This is a genomic window from Pseudomonas sp. NPDC089918, from assembly GCF_050280605.1.
Classification (GTDB): Bacteria; Pseudomonadota; Gammaproteobacteria; order Pseudomonadales; family Pseudomonadaceae; genus Aquipseudomonas.
In genome coordinates this window covers 260,675-281,239 of the sequence record NZ_JBNNVP010000002.1, presented here as the reverse complement: position 1 = coordinate 281,239, position 20,565 = coordinate 260,675, and the positions used below count along the sequence as shown (strand labels likewise).

At 59.7% G+C, this 20,565-nt stretch carries 15 protein-coding genes and 1 pseudogene; 11 read left to right on the top strand and 5 right to left on the bottom strand.

Annotated features, from left to right (window positions below; translation table 11 throughout):
* Positions 1-426: 426 nt before the first annotated feature.
* The 3 genes from ACQKPC_RS02685 to ACQKPC_RS02675 all read right to left on the bottom strand — a co-directional run bounded on the left by ACQKPC_RS02685 (position 427) and on the right by ACQKPC_RS02675 (position 3,666).
* The gene (locus ACQKPC_RS02685) at positions 427-1,248 is read right to left on the bottom strand and encodes a peptidoglycan DD-metalloendopeptidase family protein (RefSeq protein WP_427623014.1); all 822 of its coding nucleotides are present in this window, start codon (positions 1,246-1,248) and stop codon (positions 427-429) included.
* Positions 1,249-1,251: 3 nt separating this feature from the next.
* Positions 1,252-2,631 (bottom strand): exodeoxyribonuclease VII large subunit, encoded by a 1,380-nt coding sequence (gene xseA / locus ACQKPC_RS02680; RefSeq protein ID WP_063341447.1) that lies wholly within the window; start codon positions 2,629-2,631, stop codon positions 1,252-1,254.
* Between the two features lie 138 nt (positions 2,632-2,769).
* Positions 2,770-3,666 (bottom strand): LysR family transcriptional regulator, encoded by an 897-nt coding sequence (locus tag ACQKPC_RS02675; protein ID WP_427623013.1) that lies wholly within the window; start codon positions 3,664-3,666, stop codon positions 2,770-2,772.
* A 100-nt stretch (positions 3,667-3,766) separates the two neighbouring features.
* Here ACQKPC_RS02675 and ACQKPC_RS02670 point away from each other — a divergent pair, with 100 nt between their 5' ends.
* The 4 genes from ACQKPC_RS02670 to guaA all read left to right on the top strand — a co-directional run bounded on the left by ACQKPC_RS02670 (position 3,767) and on the right by guaA (position 8,609).
* Positions 3,767-4,534 carry a sulfite exporter TauE/SafE family protein gene (locus tag ACQKPC_RS02670; RefSeq protein WP_427623012.1) on the top strand — a complete coding sequence of 256 codons (768 nt, stop codon included), beginning with the start codon at positions 3,767-3,769 and terminating at the stop codon, positions 4,532-4,534.
* A 163-nt stretch (positions 4,535-4,697) separates the two neighbouring features.
* On the top strand, positions 4,698-5,246 hold the full coding sequence (locus ACQKPC_RS02665) for a sugar ABC transporter ATPase (RefSeq protein WP_123358101.1): 549 nt from the start codon (positions 4,698-4,700) through the stop codon (positions 5,244-5,246).
* 216 nt (positions 5,247-5,462) lie between these two features.
* Positions 5,463-6,932, top strand: a complete 1,470-nt coding sequence (guaB, locus tag ACQKPC_RS02660; RefSeq protein WP_007903618.1) for an IMP dehydrogenase — start codon at positions 5,463-5,465, stop codon at positions 6,930-6,932.
* Positions 6,933-7,031: 99 nt separating this feature from the next.
* Positions 7,032-8,609 (top strand): glutamine-hydrolyzing GMP synthase, encoded by a 1,578-nt coding sequence (guaA, locus tag ACQKPC_RS02655; RefSeq protein ID WP_007903619.1) that lies wholly within the window; start codon positions 7,032-7,034, stop codon positions 8,607-8,609.
* 75 nt (positions 8,610-8,684) lie between these two features.
* On the opposite strand, the gene treR is transcribed toward guaA, so the two are convergent.
* Complete coding sequence (gene treR / locus ACQKPC_RS02650; protein WP_192345555.1) at positions 8,685-9,389, bottom strand: trehalose operon repressor; 705 nt, start codon at positions 9,387-9,389, stop codon at positions 8,685-8,687.
* A gap of 237 nt (positions 9,390-9,626) precedes the next feature.
* Between treR and treP the strand changes: the two genes are divergently transcribed.
* The 5 genes from treP to ACQKPC_RS02625 all read left to right on the top strand — a co-directional run bounded on the left by treP (position 9,627) and on the right by ACQKPC_RS02625 (position 17,129).
* Entirely contained in the window at positions 9,627-11,069 is a 1,443-nt protein-coding gene (gene treP / locus ACQKPC_RS02645) for a PTS system trehalose-specific EIIBC component (protein ID WP_427623011.1), read from the top strand.
* Positions 11,070-11,186: 117 nt separating this feature from the next.
* The gene (gene treC / locus ACQKPC_RS02640) at positions 11,187-12,836 is read left to right on the top strand and encodes an alpha,alpha-phosphotrehalase (protein ID WP_427623010.1); all 1,650 of its coding nucleotides are present in this window, start codon (positions 11,187-11,189) and stop codon (positions 12,834-12,836) included.
* 94 nt (positions 12,837-12,930) lie between these two features.
* Complete coding sequence (locus ACQKPC_RS02635; RefSeq protein ID WP_427623009.1) at positions 12,931-14,154, top strand: maltoporin; 1,224 nt, start codon at positions 12,931-12,933, stop codon at positions 14,152-14,154.
* Between the two features lie 147 nt (positions 14,155-14,301).
* The gene (gene ptsP / locus ACQKPC_RS02630) at positions 14,302-16,836 is read left to right on the top strand and encodes a phosphoenolpyruvate--protein phosphotransferase (protein ID WP_427623008.1); all 2,535 of its coding nucleotides are present in this window, start codon (positions 14,302-14,304) and stop codon (positions 16,834-16,836) included.
* A gap of 2 nt (positions 16,837-16,838) precedes the next feature.
* On the top strand, positions 16,839-17,129 hold the full coding sequence (locus ACQKPC_RS02625) for a PTS transporter subunit EIIB (RefSeq protein WP_427623007.1): 291 nt from the start codon (positions 16,839-16,841) through the stop codon (positions 17,127-17,129).
* 247 nt (positions 17,130-17,376) lie between these two features.
* Here ACQKPC_RS02625 and ACQKPC_RS02620 read toward each other — a convergent pair.
* Positions 17,377-17,701, bottom strand: a pseudogene (locus ACQKPC_RS02620) (hypothetical protein).
* A gap of 884 nt (positions 17,702-18,585) precedes the next feature.
* Between ACQKPC_RS02620 and ACQKPC_RS02615 the strand changes: the two are divergent.
* Positions 18,586-19,962, top strand: coding sequence for a multicopper oxidase family protein (locus ACQKPC_RS02615; protein ID WP_063341436.1), 1,377 nt, complete (start codon positions 18,586-18,588; stop codon positions 19,960-19,962).
* A complete protein-coding gene (tadA, locus tag ACQKPC_RS02610; protein ID WP_007903651.1) occupies positions 19,962-20,459 on the top strand; it encodes a tRNA adenosine(34) deaminase TadA in 498 nt (165 codons plus the stop codon). Before ACQKPC_RS02615 ends, tadA begins: the two co-directional genes overlap by 1 nt.
* Positions 20,460-20,565 lie beyond the last annotated feature (106 nt).

The window sequence follows — 20,565 nt, the reverse complement described above, 5'->3', positions numbered from 1 at the left end:
AAAAAAGGCGGCCTGCCGGTGGATCAAAAGTTGGGATAAAGCGTAAGACGAGGCACCGCGATTCAGCCTGGCAGTCGTGCACTGACAAGGCACAGGCTGCGGTGCTGGCGAAGCTGAATGAGGGTGTGAGAGGTTTTCATGCCTTCAACCCTAACCGCGAGGATGAAGGATGGCAAGCAGTCGAAAAAAATTGAGAGGAATACTCGAAAAGCGGAGGTTTGCGCGATTTTATTGTGTTTTATTCGACCGATCGTTGTGATTTTTGCGCGGGGTTTGATAGGTGCGCAATTACGCTGGTCGAGATATTTCAGTGCCTGGGAGTGCGTCATCGCTAGCAGGCTAGCTCCCACAGGGGAGTTGTGTGGTGAACACGGTCCAATGTGGGAGCCAGCCTGCTGGCGATGAGGCCAGTGGCCTCACAATGCTTCAGGGCTGAAATGCGCCAATGAAAATCGCCGGGTCCACCCGGGCGTCATTCAGGCTGACGTTCCAGTGCATATGCGGCCCGGTCGCGCGCCCTGTGGCGCCGACTTTGCCGACCACGCCACCGCGCGCCAATTGCTGGCCGACCTTCACGTCGATCTTCGACATATGGCAAAACATGCTGATAAAGCCCTGGCCGTGGTCGACGAACACCGTATTGCCATTGAAGAAGTAGTTACCGATCAGGATCACCTTGCCGGCGGCCGGGGTCTTGATTGGCGTGCCGGCGGGCACTGCGAAGTCGAGGCCCGCGTGGGGATTGCGTTCTTCACCATTGAAAAAGCGGCGCACGCCGAACTTGCTCGACAGCGGCCCATTGACCGGTTTGTCCAGCAGCAGATTGCTCGGGGTGTTCGGGCTGAAGCTGCGGTAGGCCTGCATCTGCTCCGCCAGCTCACCCTCGATGCGCTTGAGATTCTCCTGGTTCGGATTGACCTGCTGGGTATTCTTCAGGGTGATGTGCTGTTCCGGGTATTTCTTGCTGGCGACGATGAAGTTCAGGTTACGACCGCCGCTGCTGATTTGTTGTGTACCTAGTTTTACAGTCAGTGGCACGCCGACGATGGCCAGCCAGTTGTTCTGTTCCTTGACCACCAATACCGGTTTGCCTTGATAACTGGCTTTGGGTGCCTGGGCGGAGCTGCCCAAATCCACCACCGCCACGCCACCCGGCACCGGTTTGTTCAACAGGCGGGTGATGTAACTGTCGGCGTGGGCGTTAAAGGTCAGGCACAGCAACAGCAGCGGAGCTAAAAAACGCGGCATGGATCAATCCAGTAAAGAAAGGGTGACAGGCGTCAGGTGATTGTCTTCGACCCGCACTTGCAGTTCGCCTTCACCTAGTTTGGCTTTCAGGCGCTGGCCGGTGTGGGTCTGAGCGGCGCTGCGAATCGCGTTGCCGCGCTCGTCCAGCAGAATGCTGTAGCCACGGGCGAGGGTCGCCAGCGGGCTGACCACATGCAGCGTCTGCATTTGACTTTGCAGTTGCAGGCGACGGGACTTAAGTCCTTCACGCATGGCCCGGGGCAGACGTTCGGCGAGGCTGTCGAGGCGCTGGCGAAGCATCGCCAGTTGTCGCCCGGGATGTTGCCCGGCGAGGCGGGTTTCCAGGCGGATCAAACGTTCGCGACGGGTATTGAGGCTGCGTTCGAATGCGCGGCGCATGCGCATGTCCAGATCATCCAGACGTTGTGCTTGCTGACGCAGTCGTTCACCGGGATGGCGCAGTCGGCGTGAAATACCTTCCAGGCGCAGCCGATCACGCATCAGGCGGTCGCGCATGCGCATCACCAGGCGCCGGTGCAGGCTTTCGACGCGTCGCACCAGATCACTGGAATCCGGCGCGAGCAGTTCGGCGGCGGCAGAGGGTGTCGGGGCGCGGACGTCGGCGACGAAGTCACTGATCGACACATCGGTCTCGTGGCCGACGGCGCTGACAATCGGCGTTACGCAGGCATCCACGGCGCGGGCTACGGCTTCCTCGTTGAAACACCAGAGGTCTTCCAGCGAACCGCCGCCACGGGCCAGGATCAGCGCGTCGAAACCGCGGGCGTCCGCCAGTTTCAGCGCGCGGACAATCTGTGCAGTGGCTTCGCGGCCTTGCACGGCGGTGGGGATCAGCGTCAGTTGGATCTGCGGCGCGCGGCGGCGGAACACACTGATGATGTCGCGGATCACCGCGCCGGTGGGCGAGCTGATGATGCCGATGCGTTGCGGGTGCGCCGGCAGCGGCACTTTGCGCTCGGCGCTGAACAGGCCTTCGGCGCTGAGCTTTTCCTTCAAGGCATCGAAGGCCAGGCGCAGGGCGCCATCACCGGCCGGCTCCACGGTGTCGAGGATCAGTTGGTAGTCACCACGGCCTTCAAATAGCGAAACCTTGCCGCGAACCTTGACCGCCAAGCCGTCCTTCAACGCCTGCCGAACCCGAGCGGCGTTCTGCCGGAACAGCGCGCAACGCACCTGGGCGCCGCTGTCCTTGAGGGTGAAATACACATGGCCGGACGCCGGGCGGGCGAGGTTGGAGATTTCACCTTCGACCCAGATGTTGCTGAACACGTCTTCGAGCAACACCCGCGCGCGGCCGTTGAGCTGGCTGACAGTCAGGACTTCCCGGTCCAGGCCGAGTCTTGCAAAGGGATCTTTAATCATGGGGCGCATGATAAAGGCAATCTCCTGCGCAATGCACGATCCCCCTGTAGGAGCTGCCGCAGGCTGCGATCTTTTGATCTTGATTTTCGGCGAGGCTGAAATTGCTGAAGATCAAAAGATCGCAGCCTTCGGCAGCTCCTACGCCGATCGGGTGAAGTGTTCGACAAATTGCTGGACCAATGCCGTGGGGGGCTGCCGAAAGGCGAGGGCGACGGTGCTGTGGCAATCCGGGTCGGCCAAGGGCAGAAAGTGGATATCCGGCGGCGCGATGTCCTGCATCGATTCCGGTAACAGCGCGATGCCGAACCCGGCCTGGATCAATTGCAGTTGCGTGGTTTTACGCGACACCACCCGAGCCGTCAGGGGAAAGAACCCCTGGCGCATGCACAACTCGGCGGACAGATAGCTCAGGCCGCCACGCTGTGGATGAGGGATGGAAATAAACGCTTCATTCTTCAACTGCGCCAGATCGATGCCTTGCGCGGACTTATCCACAGCCAGCCGATGATTCGGCGGCACCGCCAGCAACAGACGCTCGCTGTACAGCGGAACAATCTGCACCCCTTCACGCTGACGCAGCACCGGCAGGCGCAACAACCCCACATCGAGACGACCTTCGGCCAATTCTTCCAGTTGCGCCTCGGAGGACAGCTTGACGATGTCCATCGACACTCCTGCATGCCGATCCAGATAGACACTGATGCCTCGCAGCAGTCGACCGCTCATGGGCACGGTACTGGAATGACTCAGGCGCAACACGCCCAGTTGACCGCTGCCCACTTGGGTGGCCATCTCGCTGGCCTTGGTCAGTTCGTTCAGCAGGTTTCTCGCCCGAGGCAAAAAAGCTTCACCTGCCGCCGTCAAACGGGGCTGGCGCGCGGTGCGTTCGAACAGCGGCGTTTGCAGCCGGGTTTCCATGTCCTTGATCTGCCGGCTCAGGGCGGATTGAGCAATAAACAGTCGTTCGGCCGCAGCGCTGAAGCTGCCGCTCTCGGCGATTTCCACGAAGTAACGCAATTGGCGGGTTGAAAGCACGAGGTATGCCTTTTCGAGATGGGTAGTCGACGTTGAAGATATTAGTCGCAACGCTTGGCGCTGGCTAAAGTCATCGCAGGAATAAAAGGAAGCCGTATCGATGAATGTGCTGGAGTTATTGAACCAATGGCCGTGGGGTTCGGTGGATTGGCTGGTGATCGGGTTGGGCGTTGCCTTGGCCTACATAGTGTTCGGCATCGCTGGTTTTGGTACCGCCTTGGTGGCGGGGCCGATTCTGATCCTGTTCATGCCACTGTCGAAAATCGTGCCGCTGTTGGTGCTGCTGGATTTCGTCGCGGCGTTCGGCAATCTGCTGCCCTCGCGACGGGATGTGGCGAGGCCAGAATTGCTTCGACTGCTGCCGTGCATGGCGGTGGGCTGCACGTTGGGGGTGATCTTTCTGCTGAACCTGAAATCCGATGTTTTGCTGCTGTTGATGGGGCTGTTTATCAGCGCCTATGCGGTTTACAGCCTGTGGATTAAAACCCGCCCCACGCAACTGTCCGCCGGGTGGGCGGTGCCGATGGGCACCGTGGGCGGGATGTTCGGGGCGCTGTTTGGCAGTGGCGGCTTTTTATATGCGATCTATTTGAACAGTCGGCTGCCCAAGGACGCGGCCCGGGCGACCCAGAGTGCCCTGATCAGTTGCAGCACTGTGGTGCGTTTGAGCCTGTTTGCCATCGCCGGTGTGTATGCCGAGCTACCCTTGTTGGTGTTGGCGCTGTGTTTGTTGCCGGCGATGGCGTTGGGGTTGTGGATCGGTCGGCGGTTGACCATGAAATTGTCCCGCGAGGCATTCGTGCGGCTGGTGACCTGGCTGGTGCTGGCCAGCGGGATTGCCTTGATCGGGCGTTATTTGAGTACTTGACCGGATTTCGTCAGGGATTAAGCTGCCGGCCGCAAATCCTGTGGGAGCGAGCCTGCTCGCGATGGCGGTGGGTCAGGCAACAACAATGTTGGCTGCAATGGCCTCATCGCGAGCAGGCTCGCTCCCACAAGGGTGGATCATTCAGCATTTGTAGGCTTGCACCATGAATTCCCAAAGCATCATCGTCCCGAAAATCTCCACCCTGCCGGTACACGAACCCCGGGCCAGGGCGGTCGTGCGTTGGCTGGTGCGCAAGAACATCATCAAAGAAGAATTGACCACCTGTGGCCGCACCGGCAATCGCATGGCCCACGCCATCGCCGACGGAGCCCGCGCCGTGGTCCTGCACCCTGACGCGCTGCCGTTCGGCGAGCCGGTCAATGGCTTGGAAATCATCACCAAACGCTGCATCTACACACCGGCCAAAGGGTTTCTCGAAGAAGCCGGCTGCGCCGAGTGCCGCAAGGAGATCGGCGAAGCGCTGTTCGAAAGCCTGGAAGAGTGGATGCCGGGGCGCACCGATAACTTCACGTGCCCTGAGTGCGGGCATGAAGACGACATCAACGGGTTTCTGTTCTTGCAGGAATGCGGCTTTTCCAACCTGGGTTTCATCTTCAACAACTGGCTCGAGGCCGGGTTCAAGCAGAGCTTCATCGACGAATTTGCCGATTGGCTGGATCAACCCGTGAGCTGGGTCAAAGTCGAACTCTGAACGCGGGCGCCTTTGTAGGAGCTGCCGAAGGCTGCGATCTTTTGATCTTGTTTTTGAATATCAAAGTCAAAAGATCGCAGCCTTCGGCAGGTCCTACAGAGGCTTTGTTTCTCCGTATGTCAGTAATGCCAATAATAGACAGAGTTTTACATTGAACCCGAGGGGGTGTCTGACTATAATGGCGCGCTTCCATTTTCCCGCTCGGGAGCCCCCGCGATGCTGCGTATCAGCCAAGAAGCTCTGACCTTCGACGACATTCTTTTAGTGCCCGGTTATTCCGAGGTTCTTCCTAACGAAGTCAGTCTCAAGACCCGCCTTACCCGTGGCATCGAGCTGAATATTCCACTGGTTTCTGCTGCCATGGACACCGTTACTGAAGCCCGCTTGGCAATTGCCATGGCTCAGGAAGGTGGCATCGGCATCATCCACAAGAACATGACCATCGAGCAGCAAGCTGCCGAAGTGCGTAAGGTCAAGCGGTACGAGGCCGGCGTGGTCAAGGACCCGATCACCATCGAGGCTGACGCCACGGTTCGTGAACTGTTCGAACTCACCCGCCTGCACAACATCTCCGGCGTACCGGTACTGCACGATGGCGACCTGGTCGGCATCGTCACTTCCCGTGACGTGCGTTTCGAAAACCGTCTGGATGTCAGTGTCCGTGAAGTGATGACGCCTAAAGAGCGTCTGGTCACGGTCAAGGAAGGCGCCGACAAGAACGACGTCCGTGAGTTGTTGCACAAGCACCGCATTGAACGCGTACTGATCGTCGACGACAAATTCGCCCTTAAAGGCATGATGACCGTCAACGACATCGAAAAAGCCAAGGCTTACCCGCTGGCAAGCAAGGACGATCAAGGTCGTCTGCGCGTTGGCGCTGCAGTCGGTACCGGTAAAGACACTGGTGACCGCGTAGCTGCCCTGGTTCACGCTGGCGTTGACGTGGTAGTGGTCGACACTGCTCACGGTCACTCCAAGGGCGTGATCGACCGCGTTCGCTGGGTCAAGCAGAACTTCCCTGAAGTGCAGGTCATCGGCGGCAACATCGCCACCGGCGCTGCCGCCAAGGCCCTGGCCGAAGCCGGCGCTGACGCAGTCAAGGTCGGTATCGGTCCTGGCTCGATTTGCACCACCCGTATTGTCGCCGGTGTCGGCGTCCCGCAAATCAGTGCCATCGCCAACGTCGCCGCTGCCCTCGAAGGCACTGGTGTTCCGTTGATCGCCGACGGCGGCATCCGGTTCTCCGGTGACCTGTCCAAGGCCATCGTTGCCGGTGCTTCCTGCGTGATGATGGGCTCGATGTTCGCCGGTACTGAAGAAGCGCCAGGCGAGATCGAACTGTTCCAGGGCCGTTCGTACAAGGCTTACCGCGGCATGGGTTCGCTGGGCGCCATGTCCCAGGCTCAAGGTTCCTCCGACCGTTACTTCCAGGACTCCTCGGCAGGTGCCGAGAAACTGGTTCCGGAAGGCATCGAAGGGCGTGTTCCGTATAAGGGCACCCTGAGCGCCATCATCCATCAACTGATGGGCGGCCTGCGTTCTTCCATGGGCTACACCGGTAGCGCCGATATCGAAGAAATGCGCACCAAGCCTGAATTCGTGCGGATCACCGGCGCTGGCATGGCCGAGTCCCACGTTCACGACGTGCAAATCACCAAAGAAGCGCCAAACTACCGCGTAGGTTGAGGCTTCAAGCAAATCGTTAAGCAACCGGGGCTGTTCTATTCAGCCCCGAGTTGTTTCTGAATCACGACTGTTTCTGAATTATCTAGACGAGACTGAATCATGGCCCTCGACATTCACGCCCACCGCATCCTGATCCTCGACTTCGGTTCCCAGTACACCCAGCTGATCGCCCGCCGCGTGCGTGAAATCGGCGTGTACTGCGAACTGCATCCGTTCGACATGGACGACGAAGCGATTCGCGAATTCGCTCCAAAAGGCGTCATTCTCGCCGGCGGCCCCGAATCCGTGCACGTAGCCGACAGCCCGCGCTGCCCGCAAGCGGTGTTTGACCTGGGCGTACCGGTCTTCGGTATCTGCTACGGCATGCAGACCATGGCTGAACAGCTGGGTGGCAAGGTCGAAGGTTCCGAGCTGCGTGAGTTCGGTTATGCCCGCGTTGACGTGGTCGGCAAGAGCCGTCTGCTCGATGGCATCGAAGACCATATCGACGCCGATGGCCTGTTCGGCCTCGACGTGTGGATGAGCCACGGTGACAAGGTCACCAAGATGCCGGAAGACTTCCACATCCTGGCCAGCACCCCAAGCTGCCCGATTGCCGGCATGTTCAACGATGCGCGCGGCTACTACGGCGTGCAGTTCCACCCGGAAGTGACCCACACCAAGCAGGGCGGTCGCATCCTCTCGCGCTTCATCCTCGACATCTGCGGCTGCGAAGCCCTGTGGACACCTTCGAAGATTGCTGAAGACGCCATCGCCCAGGTCCGCGCCCAGGTTGGCACCGACAACGTGTTGCTCGGCCTGTCCGGCGGCGTTGACTCCTCGGTGGTTGCCGCGCTGCTGCACAAGGCTATCGGCGACCAGTTGACCTGCGTCTTCGTCGACAACGGCCTGCTGCGCCTGCACGAAGGCGAGCAAGTGATGGCCATGTTCGCCGAGAACATGGGCGTCAAGGTGATTCGCGCCAACGCCGAGGACCAGTTCCTCGACAATCTGGCAGGCGAAAGCGACCCAGAGAAGAAGCGCAAGATCATCGGCCGTACCTTCATCGACGTGTTTGATGCCCAGTCCAACAAACTGGACAACATCAAGTACCTGGCCCAAGGCACCATTTACCCGGACGTCATCGAGTCGGCTGGCGCCAAAAGCGGCAAGGCCCACGTGATCAAGTCGCACCACAACGTGGGCGGCCTGCCGGAAGAAATGAACCTCAAGCTGGTTGAACCCCTGCGCGAACTGTTCAAGGACGAAGTCCGTCGTCTGGGTCTGGAGCTCGGCCTGCCGTACGACATGGTCTACCGTCACCCGTTCCCGGGCCCGGGCCTGGGCGTGCGGATCCTCGGTGAAGTGAAGAAGGAATACGCCGACCTGCTGCGTCGCGCCGACCACATCTTCATCGAAGAACTGCGCAAAGCCGACTGGTACCACAAGGTCAGTCAGGCATTCGTGGTGTTCCAGCCGGTGAAATCGGTTGGCGTTGTCGGCGATGGCCGTCGTTACGCCTGGGTCGTTGCCCTGCGTGCCGTGGAAACCATCGACTTCATGACCGCGCGTTGGGCACACCTGCCTTACGAGCTGCTGGAAACTGTTTCCGGTCGCATCATCAATGAAATCGAAGGCATCTCCCGCGTCACCTACGACGTGTCGAGCAAGCCGCCGGCGACGATTGAGTGGGAGTGATCCCGCGCAAGCCTTGATGGTTTGATCGCGAGAAAAAAGGCCCCGTGAACGCGAGTTCACGGGGCCTTTTGCGTTTCAGCGCCGCGCCACATCCGAAAAGTAGAACTTATCCAGGGTATGCCGCGACTCGGTGTACTCGAACTGCCGGCCATCCTGCAAAAACGTCTGGTTACTGACCACAATCACATGGCTCTGGCCGTCGAGATCCAGGTGTTGCTGGTCGTCCTTGCTGCGGGGCACCGCTTCGATGGTGCGCTGGGCATAGGCGATTTGCAGTTGCAGGGTCTGCTCGATGAAGGCGTAGATCGATTGCTCGGCGATGTCGCGGGACAGACCGGGAATCACGTCGCTGACGAAATGGTTGATGTCGAGGATCACCCGTTTGCCATCAATCCGCCGCACGCGTTTGATCCGCGTGATCAGGCTGCCTTCTTCGGCCTTGATGTGTTCGAGCAGTGGGCCTTCGAGGGGGATCTGGGTGAATTCGACCACCTCGGTGCTGACGTCGTTGCCCAGTCGCGGGTAGGTTTCCTGGAAGCTGACGATGCCGCCGAGTTGAAACTCAATCGGGTTGGTCGACAGCACGAAGGTGCCTTTGCCGTGGACTTTCTGGGCGAAGCCACGCTCCTGCAATTGTTCGATGGCCTTGCGCACGGTGCCGCGGCTGGCCTGATAGCTGTCCATCAGTTCGGTTTCGGACGGCAATCGGGCGCCGCGTTCCAGACGTTCGGTCGTGATGCTGGCAAGCAGATCGCTGTAGATCTGGTTGTATTTACTCATGGGGATGGCTCTGTGCCGCGCTGTGCTCAAGGTTTTGAACCTTAAGGGCAGGGTAGGGGTTTGTCCATGCGGGTTTAGGTTTCTTTGACTTTTGAGGTAGGAAATATCGCCGCTTGTCGGGTTCAGGATAAACAAAACCAAACTCGTCTGTACGAGTTGTTGCAATAACTCGTACAGACGAGTACTTTTCGCTTCGGCGTGCTGCCAATAACAAAAAACTACAGCGCAAGGACAATCATGAGCCACGACTATCCGAATATCGTCACTGAGCTGCTTCACAGCCTCGGTGGCAGCGATAACCTCGAGCAGGCCGCGCATTGCGTCACACGGCTGCGCCTGGCCCTCAAGGACCCGAGCCTGGTTAACAGCGCCACGCTGAACCAGATCGATCTGGTCAAAGGTTCGTTCTTTACCGGTGGCCTGTTCCAGGTGGTGATCGGCCCTGGCGAAGTGGAAAAGGTCTACGCCGAGCTGCGCCGGCAAACCGGTCTCGCCGCCTCGACCATCGCCGACGTCAAACAGAAAAGCGCCGACAAAATCCACCCCATGCAGCGATTGGTGCGGGTGTTTTCCGACGTGTTCATGCCGATCCTTCCGGCGCTGATCATTGCCGGCCTGCTGATGGGCATCAACAACCTGATCGGCGCCAAGGGCATGTTCATCGAGGGTAAGACTCTGCTGGACGCCTACCCCAAGCTTGACGGGCTCTGGAGCCTGATCAACCTGATGGCCAACACCTCGTTCGTGTTTCTCCCTGCGTTGGTGGGCTGGTCGGCGGCCAAGCGCTTTGGCGGCAGCGAAATCCTTGGCATCGTGCTCGGCCTGATGCTGGTGCACCCGGATCTGCTCAATGCCTGGAACTACGGCAAAGCGGTGGCTGGGCTTGAGGGGCAGAGCCTGCCGTACTTCGACATCCTCGGCCTGTTTCAGATCGAGAAGGTCGGTTACCAGGGGCAAATCCTGCCGATCCTAATGGCGGCCTATGTGATGAGCGTCATCGAAAAGTGGTTGCGGGCGCGAGTGCCTAACGCGGTGCAATTGCTGGTAGTGCCGATCACCACCATCGTCGTCACCGGCGTGCTGGCGCTGGCGGTGATTGGCCCGGTGACCCGCCATCTGGGGATTCTCATCACCGAAGGCGTGGTCACTCTGTTCGACCTGGCGCCCATGGTCGGCGGCGCGATTTTCGGCCTGCTCTACGCACCGCTGGTAATCACCGGCATGCACCACATGTTTCTCGCGGTCGATTTGCAACTGATCTCGACCCAGGGCGGCACCTTCATCTGGCCGATGATCGTCATGTCCAACGTCGCCCAGGGCAGCGCGGCACTGGCGGTGTTCTACATGACCCGCAGTGTGCGGGACAAAAGCATGGCCTCGACTTCGGCGATTTCTGCCTACTTCGGCATCACCGAACCGGCCATGTTCGGGGTCAACCTGCGCTACAAATTTCCGTTCTATGCGGCCCTGATCGGCTCGGCGCTGGGCAGCATTTTCCTGTCGATGAACAAGGTCCAGGCTTCGGCGATCGGCGTTGGCGGGTTGCCCGGTTTCATCTCGATCATCCCCCAGTTCATTCCGATGTTCGTGGTCGGGATGGTGATTGCCATGGTCGTGCCGTTTGTTCTGACCTGCGGGTTGAGCATGAGGATTGTCCGGCCCGGGTATCGGGTTGCCTGACAGATCGCATTCGCGAGCAAGCCCGCTCCCACAGTTGACCGCATTCCAATGTGGGAGCGGGCTTGCCCGCGAAGAGGCCCCCAAGGCCAGTACAAAACTTACTGAAGGAATCCCGCCATGCAAGACTGGCAACGTTCGGTGATCTACCAGATCTACCCGAAGAGTTTTCATAGCCACGCCGGCAACCCCACGGGTGATTTGCTCGGCGTCGTGGCCAAGCTCGATTACCTGCACTGGCTGGGTGTCGATTGCCTGTGGATCACGCCGTTCCTGCGTTCGCCCCAGCGCGACAACGGTTACGACATCAGCGATTACTACGCCATCGATCCAAGCTACGGGACCATGGCCGACTGCGAGTTGCTGATCGCCGAGGCCGGCAAGCGCGGGATCAAATTGATGCTCGACATCGTGGTCAACCACACCTCGATCGAACACACCTGGTTCCAGCAGGCCCGCAGCAGCCTCGACAACCCTTACCGCGATTTCTACATCTGGCGCGACCAGCCGAACAACTGGGAATCCAAGTTCGGCGGTTCGGCCTGGGAGTACGAGGCCCAGACCGGTCAGTATTACCTGCACCTGTTCGACCACACGCAGGCCGACCTGAACTGGGACAACCCCCAGGTGCGAGCCGAAGTGTTCAAGATGATGCGTTTCTGGCGCGACAAAGGTGTGGGCGGTTTCCGTCTGGACGTGATCAACCTGATTTCCAAACCGGCGGATTTCCCCGAGGACAACAGCGACGGTCGGCGCTTCTACACCGACGGCCCGAACGTTCATGAATACCTGCAGCAAATGCACCGTGAAGTGTTCGAAGGCCATGACCTGATCAACGTCGGCGAGATGTCGTCCACCAGTCTGGAACACTGCATTCGCTATTCGCGGCCGGAGTCGAAAGAGCTGTCGATGACTTTCAATTTCCATCACTTGAAAGTTGATTACCCGAACCTGCAGAAGTGGGTTCGCGCCGATTTCGATTTCCTCGCACTCAAGCGCATCCTCTCCGACTGGCAGACCGGCATGCAGGCTGGCGGCGGCTGGAACGCGCTGTTCTGGTGTAACCACGACCAGCCGCGGGTGGTCTCGCGTTTTGGTCACGACGGCGAACACCGGGTGGTGTCGGCGAAGATGCTCGGCACGGCGCTGCATTTCCTGCAGGGCACGCCGTTCGTGTATCAAGGCGAAGAACTGGGCATGACCAATCCGGGGTTCGATCACATCGATCAGTACCGCGACGTCGAAACCCTGAACATCTTCCGGCTCAAGCGCGAAGCCGGTAGCAGCGACGCCGACAACATGGCGGCGATCATGCAGAAGTCCCGGGACAACGGTCGCACGCCGATGCACTGGAACGCCGAGTCGAACGCTGGCTTCAGCGCGGTCGAACCCTGGATCGGCGTGCCGGCCAACGCGGCGCAGATCAACGTCGCTCACCAACTCGACGACCCGGATTCGGTGCTGCATCACTATCGACAGTTGATTGCGCTGCGCCGCAGTGAAACGTTGATGTCCGACGGCGTGTACCGGCAGTTAATGCCTGAGCACACACAAGTCTGGGCGTACGTGCGTGAAGGCCATGGCGAGCGTTTGCTGGTGCTGAACAACTTCTACGGCACGCCGTGCGAAATCGAGCTGCCGCCAGAAGTGATCAACGAATCGATGGTGCAATCTCTGGTCATCAGCAACTACCCGGACTGCCCGCCGCGCAATCGGCAGGTGTTTCTACGGCCCTATGAGTCGTTCGTTCTGCGCCTGACTGACCACTAAAAAACACTAATTCAAAAAACACGCAGAACGCTGCGCGGGGGAGTTTTGCGCGCCGATTTTGCTGCATCACACAATAAAAATAATGAGGTGGTTCTTGAAAACAACAATAAATCGCAGCCTTGTAGCGGCGGGCGTGTACCTGGCGTTACCGTTATCGGCCCATGCGCTGGAGTTCGCCGGCTATGTGCGTAGCGGTGTCGGCACCTCGGTCAACAGCAGTTCGCAGTCATGTTTTCAATTGCCGGGTGCGCAGTCGAAATACCGCCTCGGCAACGAATGCGAACAGTATGCGGAGCTGGAATTGCGTCAGGATCTGTTCACCCTGGACGACGGTTCGGTGCTCAGTGTCGATGGCATGGCTTCGCTGTATAACCAGTACGACCGCAGCCTGACGTTCAACGGCGACAACGGCTCGGTGCGCATGCCGCAGTTGTATGCGCAATGGTCGAACATGCCCAGCCTAAACGGCGGTTCACTGTGGGCCGGTCGGCGTTACTACAAGCGTAACGATATCCACATTTCCGACTTCTACTACTGGAACCAGAGCGCCACCGGCGGCGGTATCGAAGATGTGCTGATCGGTGATCTGAAGTACAGCTACGCCTTCTCGCGCAAGGACAACCTGTACCAGAAGGACTACATCAACCGTCACGATTTCAACGTCGCCGGCTTCAACACCAACCCTGGCGGTGAGCTGGAGTTCGGCTTGAGCTACATCGACAAACCCGACAGCCGCGACGCTCACCACGGTTGGGCGATTACCACCCAGCATGTGCAGAAAGACTTTCTGGGTGGCAAGAATAAACTGGCCTTTCAGTACGGCGAAGGCCCCGGCACCGGGTTGGGCTATACCGGTAACGTGAGGCTGGACGACAGCAGTAAAAGCTATCGCGTGGTGGAGTTCTTCGACTGGCAAGTGACGCCGCGTTTCGGCGGGCAAGTTGAAGCGGTCTACCAGAAAGACATTCGCCCGGACGGCGCCGACCAGAACTGGATTTCCCTCGGGATTCGCCCGGCCTATGCGATCACCGAGCAGTTCAAACTGGTGACCGAGTTGGGCCACGATCAGGTTGAAGCCACGGGCGGGACGCGCAAGCTGAGCAAGTTCACCTTCGCCCCGACGTGGTCGCCCAAGGGCCCGGATTTCTGGGCGCGCCCCGAGGTGCGTCTGTATTACACCTATGCCAGCTGGAACGAGGCGGCCAAACGGGCGGCCAATGAACTGGCGGCGGGTTCGGCGTTGTCCGACACCGGCGCCTTCGGCACGGCGCGACACGGTTCGAACGTCGGATTGCAGGTCGAGTATTGGTGGAAGTAAACGCCGCATGACCCCGTAGGAGCTGCCGAAGGCTGCGATCTTTTGCCTTTAAAAGATCAAGATCAAAAGATCGCAGCCTTCGGCAGCTCCTACCAGGTACCGCGAGATCACAAGCGTCTTTTAAAGAACAAAACAGCAGGTGACGTCATGGCCACACCCCAACAATTGCAACTGCTGGCACCCTTGTCCGGCGTGCTGATGCCGCTGGATCAGGTGCCCGATCAGGTGTTTTCCAGTCGCGTGATCGGCGACGGTCTGTGTATCGATCCGACTTCGCAAACCTTGTGCGCACCGCTGGCCGGCGTGATCAGCAATGTGCAGGTCAGTGGGCATGCCGTCAGCATCACCGACGACAATGGCGTGCAGGTGCTGATGCACATCGGCCTCGATACCGTGAACCTGGCTGGAAAGGGTTTCACCCGATTGGTGGAGGAAGGTCAGCGGGTTGAGGTGGGGCAGGCACTGATCGAGTTCGATGCCGATTACATTGCCTTGCACGCACGCAGTTTGTTGACCTTGATGCTGGTGGTCAGCGGTGAGCCGTTCACCTGGCTGGCGCCCGAAACGGGTGTGGTGGAAAGTGGCCAGCCGCTGCTGAGTCTGAATCCATCCGAAGGGGCGGCCGATGAGGGGATTGCGCAGGAGGGCGAAGCGCTGTTTTCCAAACCGGTGACGCTGCCCAACACCAACGGTTTGCATGCTCGCCCCGCAGCAGTGTTTGCCCAGGCAGCGAAAGGCTTTGCGGCGAGCATTTGCCTGCATAAACAGCAGGACAGCGCAAACGCCAAATCCCTGGTGGCGATCATGGCTTTGCAGACCGCCCATGGTGACGTCCTGCAGGTCAGCGCGGCGGGCGCGGATGCCGAAGTGGCAATCAAGACGCTGGCCGAGTTGTTGGCCGCCGGTTGTGGAGAAGCCGTAACGGTGATGGCAGAGGTTGAGGCAGTTGCCGCGCAGGCCTCATCGCTAACGGTGCTGCGCGGCGTCTGTGCATCGCCGGGGTCGGCGTTTGGCCAGGTGGTGCAGATTGCCGAGCAGAGCCTTGAGGTCAGTGAATCAGGGGTCAGTCCTCAGGTTGAGCGTGAGCACCTGTCCCGAGCGCTGGCCAAGGCGGTTCTGGCCTTGCAGCAATTGCGAGACAAGGCCACGGGTGACGCCCAGGCAGACATCTTCAAGGCTCATCAGGAACTGCTCGAAGACCCTGGCCTGCTGGATCAGGCACTGGCACTGATCGATGCAGGCAAAAGCGCCGGTTTCGCCTGGCGTGCGGCCACCGAGTCGACGGCCACCTTGTTCAAAAAACTGGGCAATGCCTTGCTGGCCGAACGGGCCGCGGATTTGGCTGACGTCGGTCAACGGGTACTCAAGCTGATTCTCGGCGTAGAGGATCGTGCAATGGAGTTGCCGGACGGGGCGATTCTGATTGCCGAGCAACTGACGCCCTCCCAAACGGCCGGTCTGGATACGCGCAAAGTACTCGGGTTCGCGACGGTCGGTGGTGGTGCCACCAGCCACGTGGCGATTCTCGCGCGGGCCTTCGGTTTGCCGGCGATCTGCGGCTTGCCGGTTCAGGTGCTGACACTGATCAATGGCACCCGGGTGTTGCTCGATGCCGACAAGGGCGAACTGCAGCTGGATCCCGAGCTGGCTGCCATTGAGCAGTTGCAAGCCAATCGTCAGCTGCAAAAGAAACGCCAGCAATACGAGCTGGAAAATGCAGGACTGGCCGCCTGTACCCGCGATGGGCATCACTTTGAAATCACCGCCAATATCGCGTCCTTGGCCGAAGCCGAACAGGCCATGGCGCTGGGCGGCGAGGGCGTTGGTCTGTTGCGTTCGGAGTTTCTTTATCTGGATCGCAACCACGCGCCCAGCCATCACGAACAGGCCTCCACCTACAGCGCCATTGCCCGCGCCCTTGGGCCGGCGCGCAATCTAGTGGTGCGCACCCTGGATGTCGGCGGTGACAAACCCTTGGCCTATGTGCCGATGGAGCGCGAAACCAACCCGTTCCTGGGCATGCGCGGCATTCGTTTGTGCCTGGAGCGTCCGCAACTGTTGCGCGATCAGTTCAAGGCGATCCTGAGCAGCGCCGGGATGGCTCGCCTGCACATCATGCTGCCGATGGTCACGCAATTGTCGGAACTGCGGCTGGCTCGCCAACTGCTGGAAGAAGAAGCGCTGGCATTGGGCCTGACTGAACTGCCGAAGCTGGGGATCATGATCGAAGTACCGGCTGCGGCGCTGATGGCTGACCTGTTTGCACCCGAAGTGGATTTCTTCTCCATCGGCACCAACGACCTGACCCAGTACACCCTGGCCATGGACCGCGATCACCCACGGCTGGCCAGTCAGGCCGACAGTTTTCATCCTTCGGTATTGCGCTTGATCGCCACCACCGTGAAAGCCGCCCATGCCCATGGCAAATGGGTCGGGGTATGCGGTGCCCTGGCTTCGGAAAAACTGGCGGTGCCGCTGTTGCTGGGGCTTGGCGTGGATGAACTGTCGGTGAGCGTGCCGTTGATTCCAGCGATCAAAGCGGCGGTTCGCGAAGTGGATTTGCTGGACTGCCAAGCCATTGCCCAGCAAGTGCTGGGGCTGGAAAGTGCCGAGCAGGTACGCGAGGCATTGCGGCTGCACCACGAGGCGACGGTCGATACTTCACTGGTTCTGGAGAACTGAGCATGTTCGAGAAAATGCAGCGGGCGTTCTGGAAAGCGTTGACCCCGGACCTAGTGGTGGACGAGCCGAAAATGGAGGCTCAGCCGATTGGCGGTTTGGCCGCAAATATCGTCGCTGCGCTTGGCGGAATGGATAACCTCAAGTCGCAACAGCCAGTGGCGCTGACCCGGGTGCGGGTGGAATTGCGGGATGTGGCGCGGATGGATCGACAGGTTTTGGCTGCGGCGGGGGTGCCGGGGGTGATGATGCTGGAGGATGGGGTTGTTCATCTGATCACTGGTCTTCAGCCATAACCGGACCTTTGTGGTGAGGGGGCTTGCCTGTGGCGAGGGAGCTTGTTCCCGCTGGTCTGCTGAGCGGACAATCCTGATGTCGCCAACTCTACACGGTGATCGTTCCCACGCTCCGCGTAGGAATGCCTCAAGGGACGCTCCGCGTTCCAGCCACACCGCCGCTGTCGAGCCAGACACCGATGTGACGCAGAGCGTCACGGGCTGCATTCCCACGCAGAGCGTGGGAATGATCAAATGTCGGCCGCCGCTACTCCGACGGCCGAGCCCGCAACCGCCGCCCAATCACATCCAGCACATCACAGCCATCGCGCAATGGAATGGCGCAGAGCAAAGGCGAAGTCGCTGAGAATGAAGGATTCGCACTCGACTGAACCGCGCATCGACATGTTCTCAAGCACCTGAGTGACGGCACGAATTCGGTAGTTGGCGGCGTCATACAAAACATCGAGCGGCGCGTGGGTATCGACGAACAGGGTCGGCATGTCGTTGCAGTTGCCGGTGAGTGCCATGAAGCGGTTGTCGGGATGAGGAATTGGATTTTCGTAGGGTGGATCGGGATGAAGACTTTTCATTTTTAAACCTCTGGTAGAAGTGGAGCTACCATCGGCCTTCCTACAGGCTTGGGTGGCAGCTATACGCGGGGTAGGAATATCGAGACCAGAGAACTCGACCACACCGAAGCGTGCCCGCGCACAGCCGCCGCAACTGATCTTACGGACACACGTTGATGGCCGCAATTCAGGTGTCGACGCCAAAGCGTCCTCTCTAGTCTTGAAGGGTTCCTACACCCTGCCACTGAATTTTCAGTGACCACCAGAGACTATCGATGGAGCGCATTTCACACCAGTTCATGGAAACCGCTACGAGTTGAAGGAAACTTCCGATGACCTTGCCCAGAAATTTCACCGTCTTGTAAGACCGCCTTCGCGGGCAAGCCTCGCTCCTACGGAATCGAGGCAGACCGCTAAATATGAGAACGACTTTAATCCTGTAGGAGCGAGGCTTGCCCGCGATTGAGCGCGAAGCGGTCATAAAATCTATCTGCCTCAGAGATAACAGGCCTTACCTGGCGCAGAAAATTAGGCGCGGGGACTTTGCGGGGGATCGATCAGGAAAGAAGTCGGGAAAGGTGGAAATGGATGTAGGGCGATTCGCTGATTAGCGGCGACCAAGTCATGTTCAGCGAAGCGGCCCTAAACCCTGCAATCGCATTGCATCTGATACATCGTGCTGGATGGTTTTACGACTGCTTCGCAGCCCAACGGGGGCAAGCCCCCTCGCCACAGGGTTTCATTTCATTCAATTAGCTGAGGTTGAACACACCAGGCGCATTGCCAGCCATGCTTTGACTGTGACCATCCGCCGCGCTGCCCTTACTGTTTCTCAACCGCAGGTGTATCGTATTCGCCTTTTGCAGGCCCCGCGCCTGTGGCTGATACGTGAGGTAGTTGAGTTCATGTCCTTTACCCGTCGACAAATACTCGGTGGTCTGGCCGGTCTTGTGGTGGTTGGCGTGGGGGCCGGTGGCGCGTCGCGTTACTGGCTGGGCAAGATGGCCGATGCTGACGCCGGCCACGACTATGAGCTGATCGCCGCACCGCTGGACGTCGAGCTGGTGGCCGGGCACAAGACCCCGGCCTGGGCGTTCGGCCCATCGGCGCCGGGCACCGAGTTGCGCGTGCGTCAGGGCGAATGGCTGCGGGTGCGCTTCATCAATCACCTGCCGGTGGCGACCACCATTCACTGGCACGGCATCCGCCTGCCGCTGGAGATGGATGGCGTGCCGTATGTCTCGCAATTGCCGGTGTTGCCGGGGGAGTACTTCGACTACAAATTCCGCGTACCCGACGCTGGCAGCTACTGGTATCACCCGCACGTGAACAGCAGCGAAGAGCTCGGTCGCGGATTGGTCGGCCCGCTGATTATCGAAGAGCGCGAGCCCACCGGTTTCAAGTACGAAAAAACCTTGAGCCTCAAGAGCTGGCACGTCGATGAAGAGGGGGCTTTCGTCGCGTTCAGCATTCCTCGTGAAGCGGCCCGTGGCGGCACGGCGGGGGGCTTGTCGACCATCAACGGCGTCTCACAAGCGGTGATCGACTTGCCTGCCGGGCAGATCACTCGCGTACGGTTGCTCAACCTCGACAATACGCTGACGTACCGCCTCAACATCCCCGGCGTCGAAGCGCAGATCTACGCGCTGGACGGCAATCCGATTGAACCGCGCCCACTGGGCAAGGAATACTGGCTGGGTCCTGGCATGCGCATTTGCCTGGCGATCAAGGCACCGCCGGCCGGTGAAGAATTGTCCCTGCGCAACGGCCCGGTACGCCTGGGCACCTTTCGCTCAGTGGCCAATACCGACGCGCCGACCGCGTGGCCGCCGGCGCTGCCCGCCAACCCGGTGGCCGAGCCGGACCTGGCCAATGCCGAGAAACTCAACTTCAATTTTGAATGGGTGGGTTCGGTGTCGGTCAATGTCGAAAACGGCAAGCCGCCAAGCCTGTGGCAGATCAACGGCAAGGCTTGGGACATCACCGACAAGACCTGCGCCGATCGGCCGATTGCCAAGCTCGAAAAGGGCAAAAGCTATATTTTCGAATTGAAGAACATGACTCAGTATCAACATCCGATCCACCTGCATGGCATGAGCTTCAAGGTCATTGCCTCGAACCGGCACAAGGTCATCCCGTACTTCACCGACACCTACCTGTTGGGCAAGAACGAGCGTGCGCAAGTGGCGCTGGTGGCGGATAACCCCGGGGTCTGGATGTTCCACTGCCATGTGGTCGACCACATGGAAACCGGCCTGATGGCCGCCATCGAGGTGGCGTGATGCGTCAGATTCGCCCCGCAGCGATTATCGACCGCAGCCGTGATCGTGATTTCATGCGCGAAGCCCTGGCCCTGGCCGCCGAAGGTGCGGCGCTGGGTGAAGTGCCGGTGGGCGCGGTGCTGGTGCAGGACGGTGAAATCATCGGGCGGGGTTTCAATTGCCCGATCAGCGGCAACGACCCCAGCGCCCACGCCGAGATGGTCGCGATCCGCGCCGCGGCCCAAGCCGCCAGCAACTATCGCCTGCCGGGCAGCACGCTCTACGTGACGCTGGAGCCGTGCAGCATGTGCGCCGGGCTGATCGTGCATTCGCGGATTGCGCGGGTGGTGTATGGCGCGCTGGAACCCAAGGCCGGGATTGTGCAGAGCCAGGGGCAGTTCTTTACCCAGGGCTTTTTGAATCATCGGGTGTTGTACGAGGGCGGGGTGTTGGCGGAGGAGTGTGGCGCGGTGTTGAGCGAGTTTTTCAAGGCCCGTAGAGCCAAACCTTCAGAGTAAACACCGAACCATTGTGGGAGCGAGCCTGCTCGCGATAGCGGACTAACATCCAACATTTTCGTTGGCTGAAAGGTCCTCATCGCGAGCAGGCTCGCTCCCACAAGTG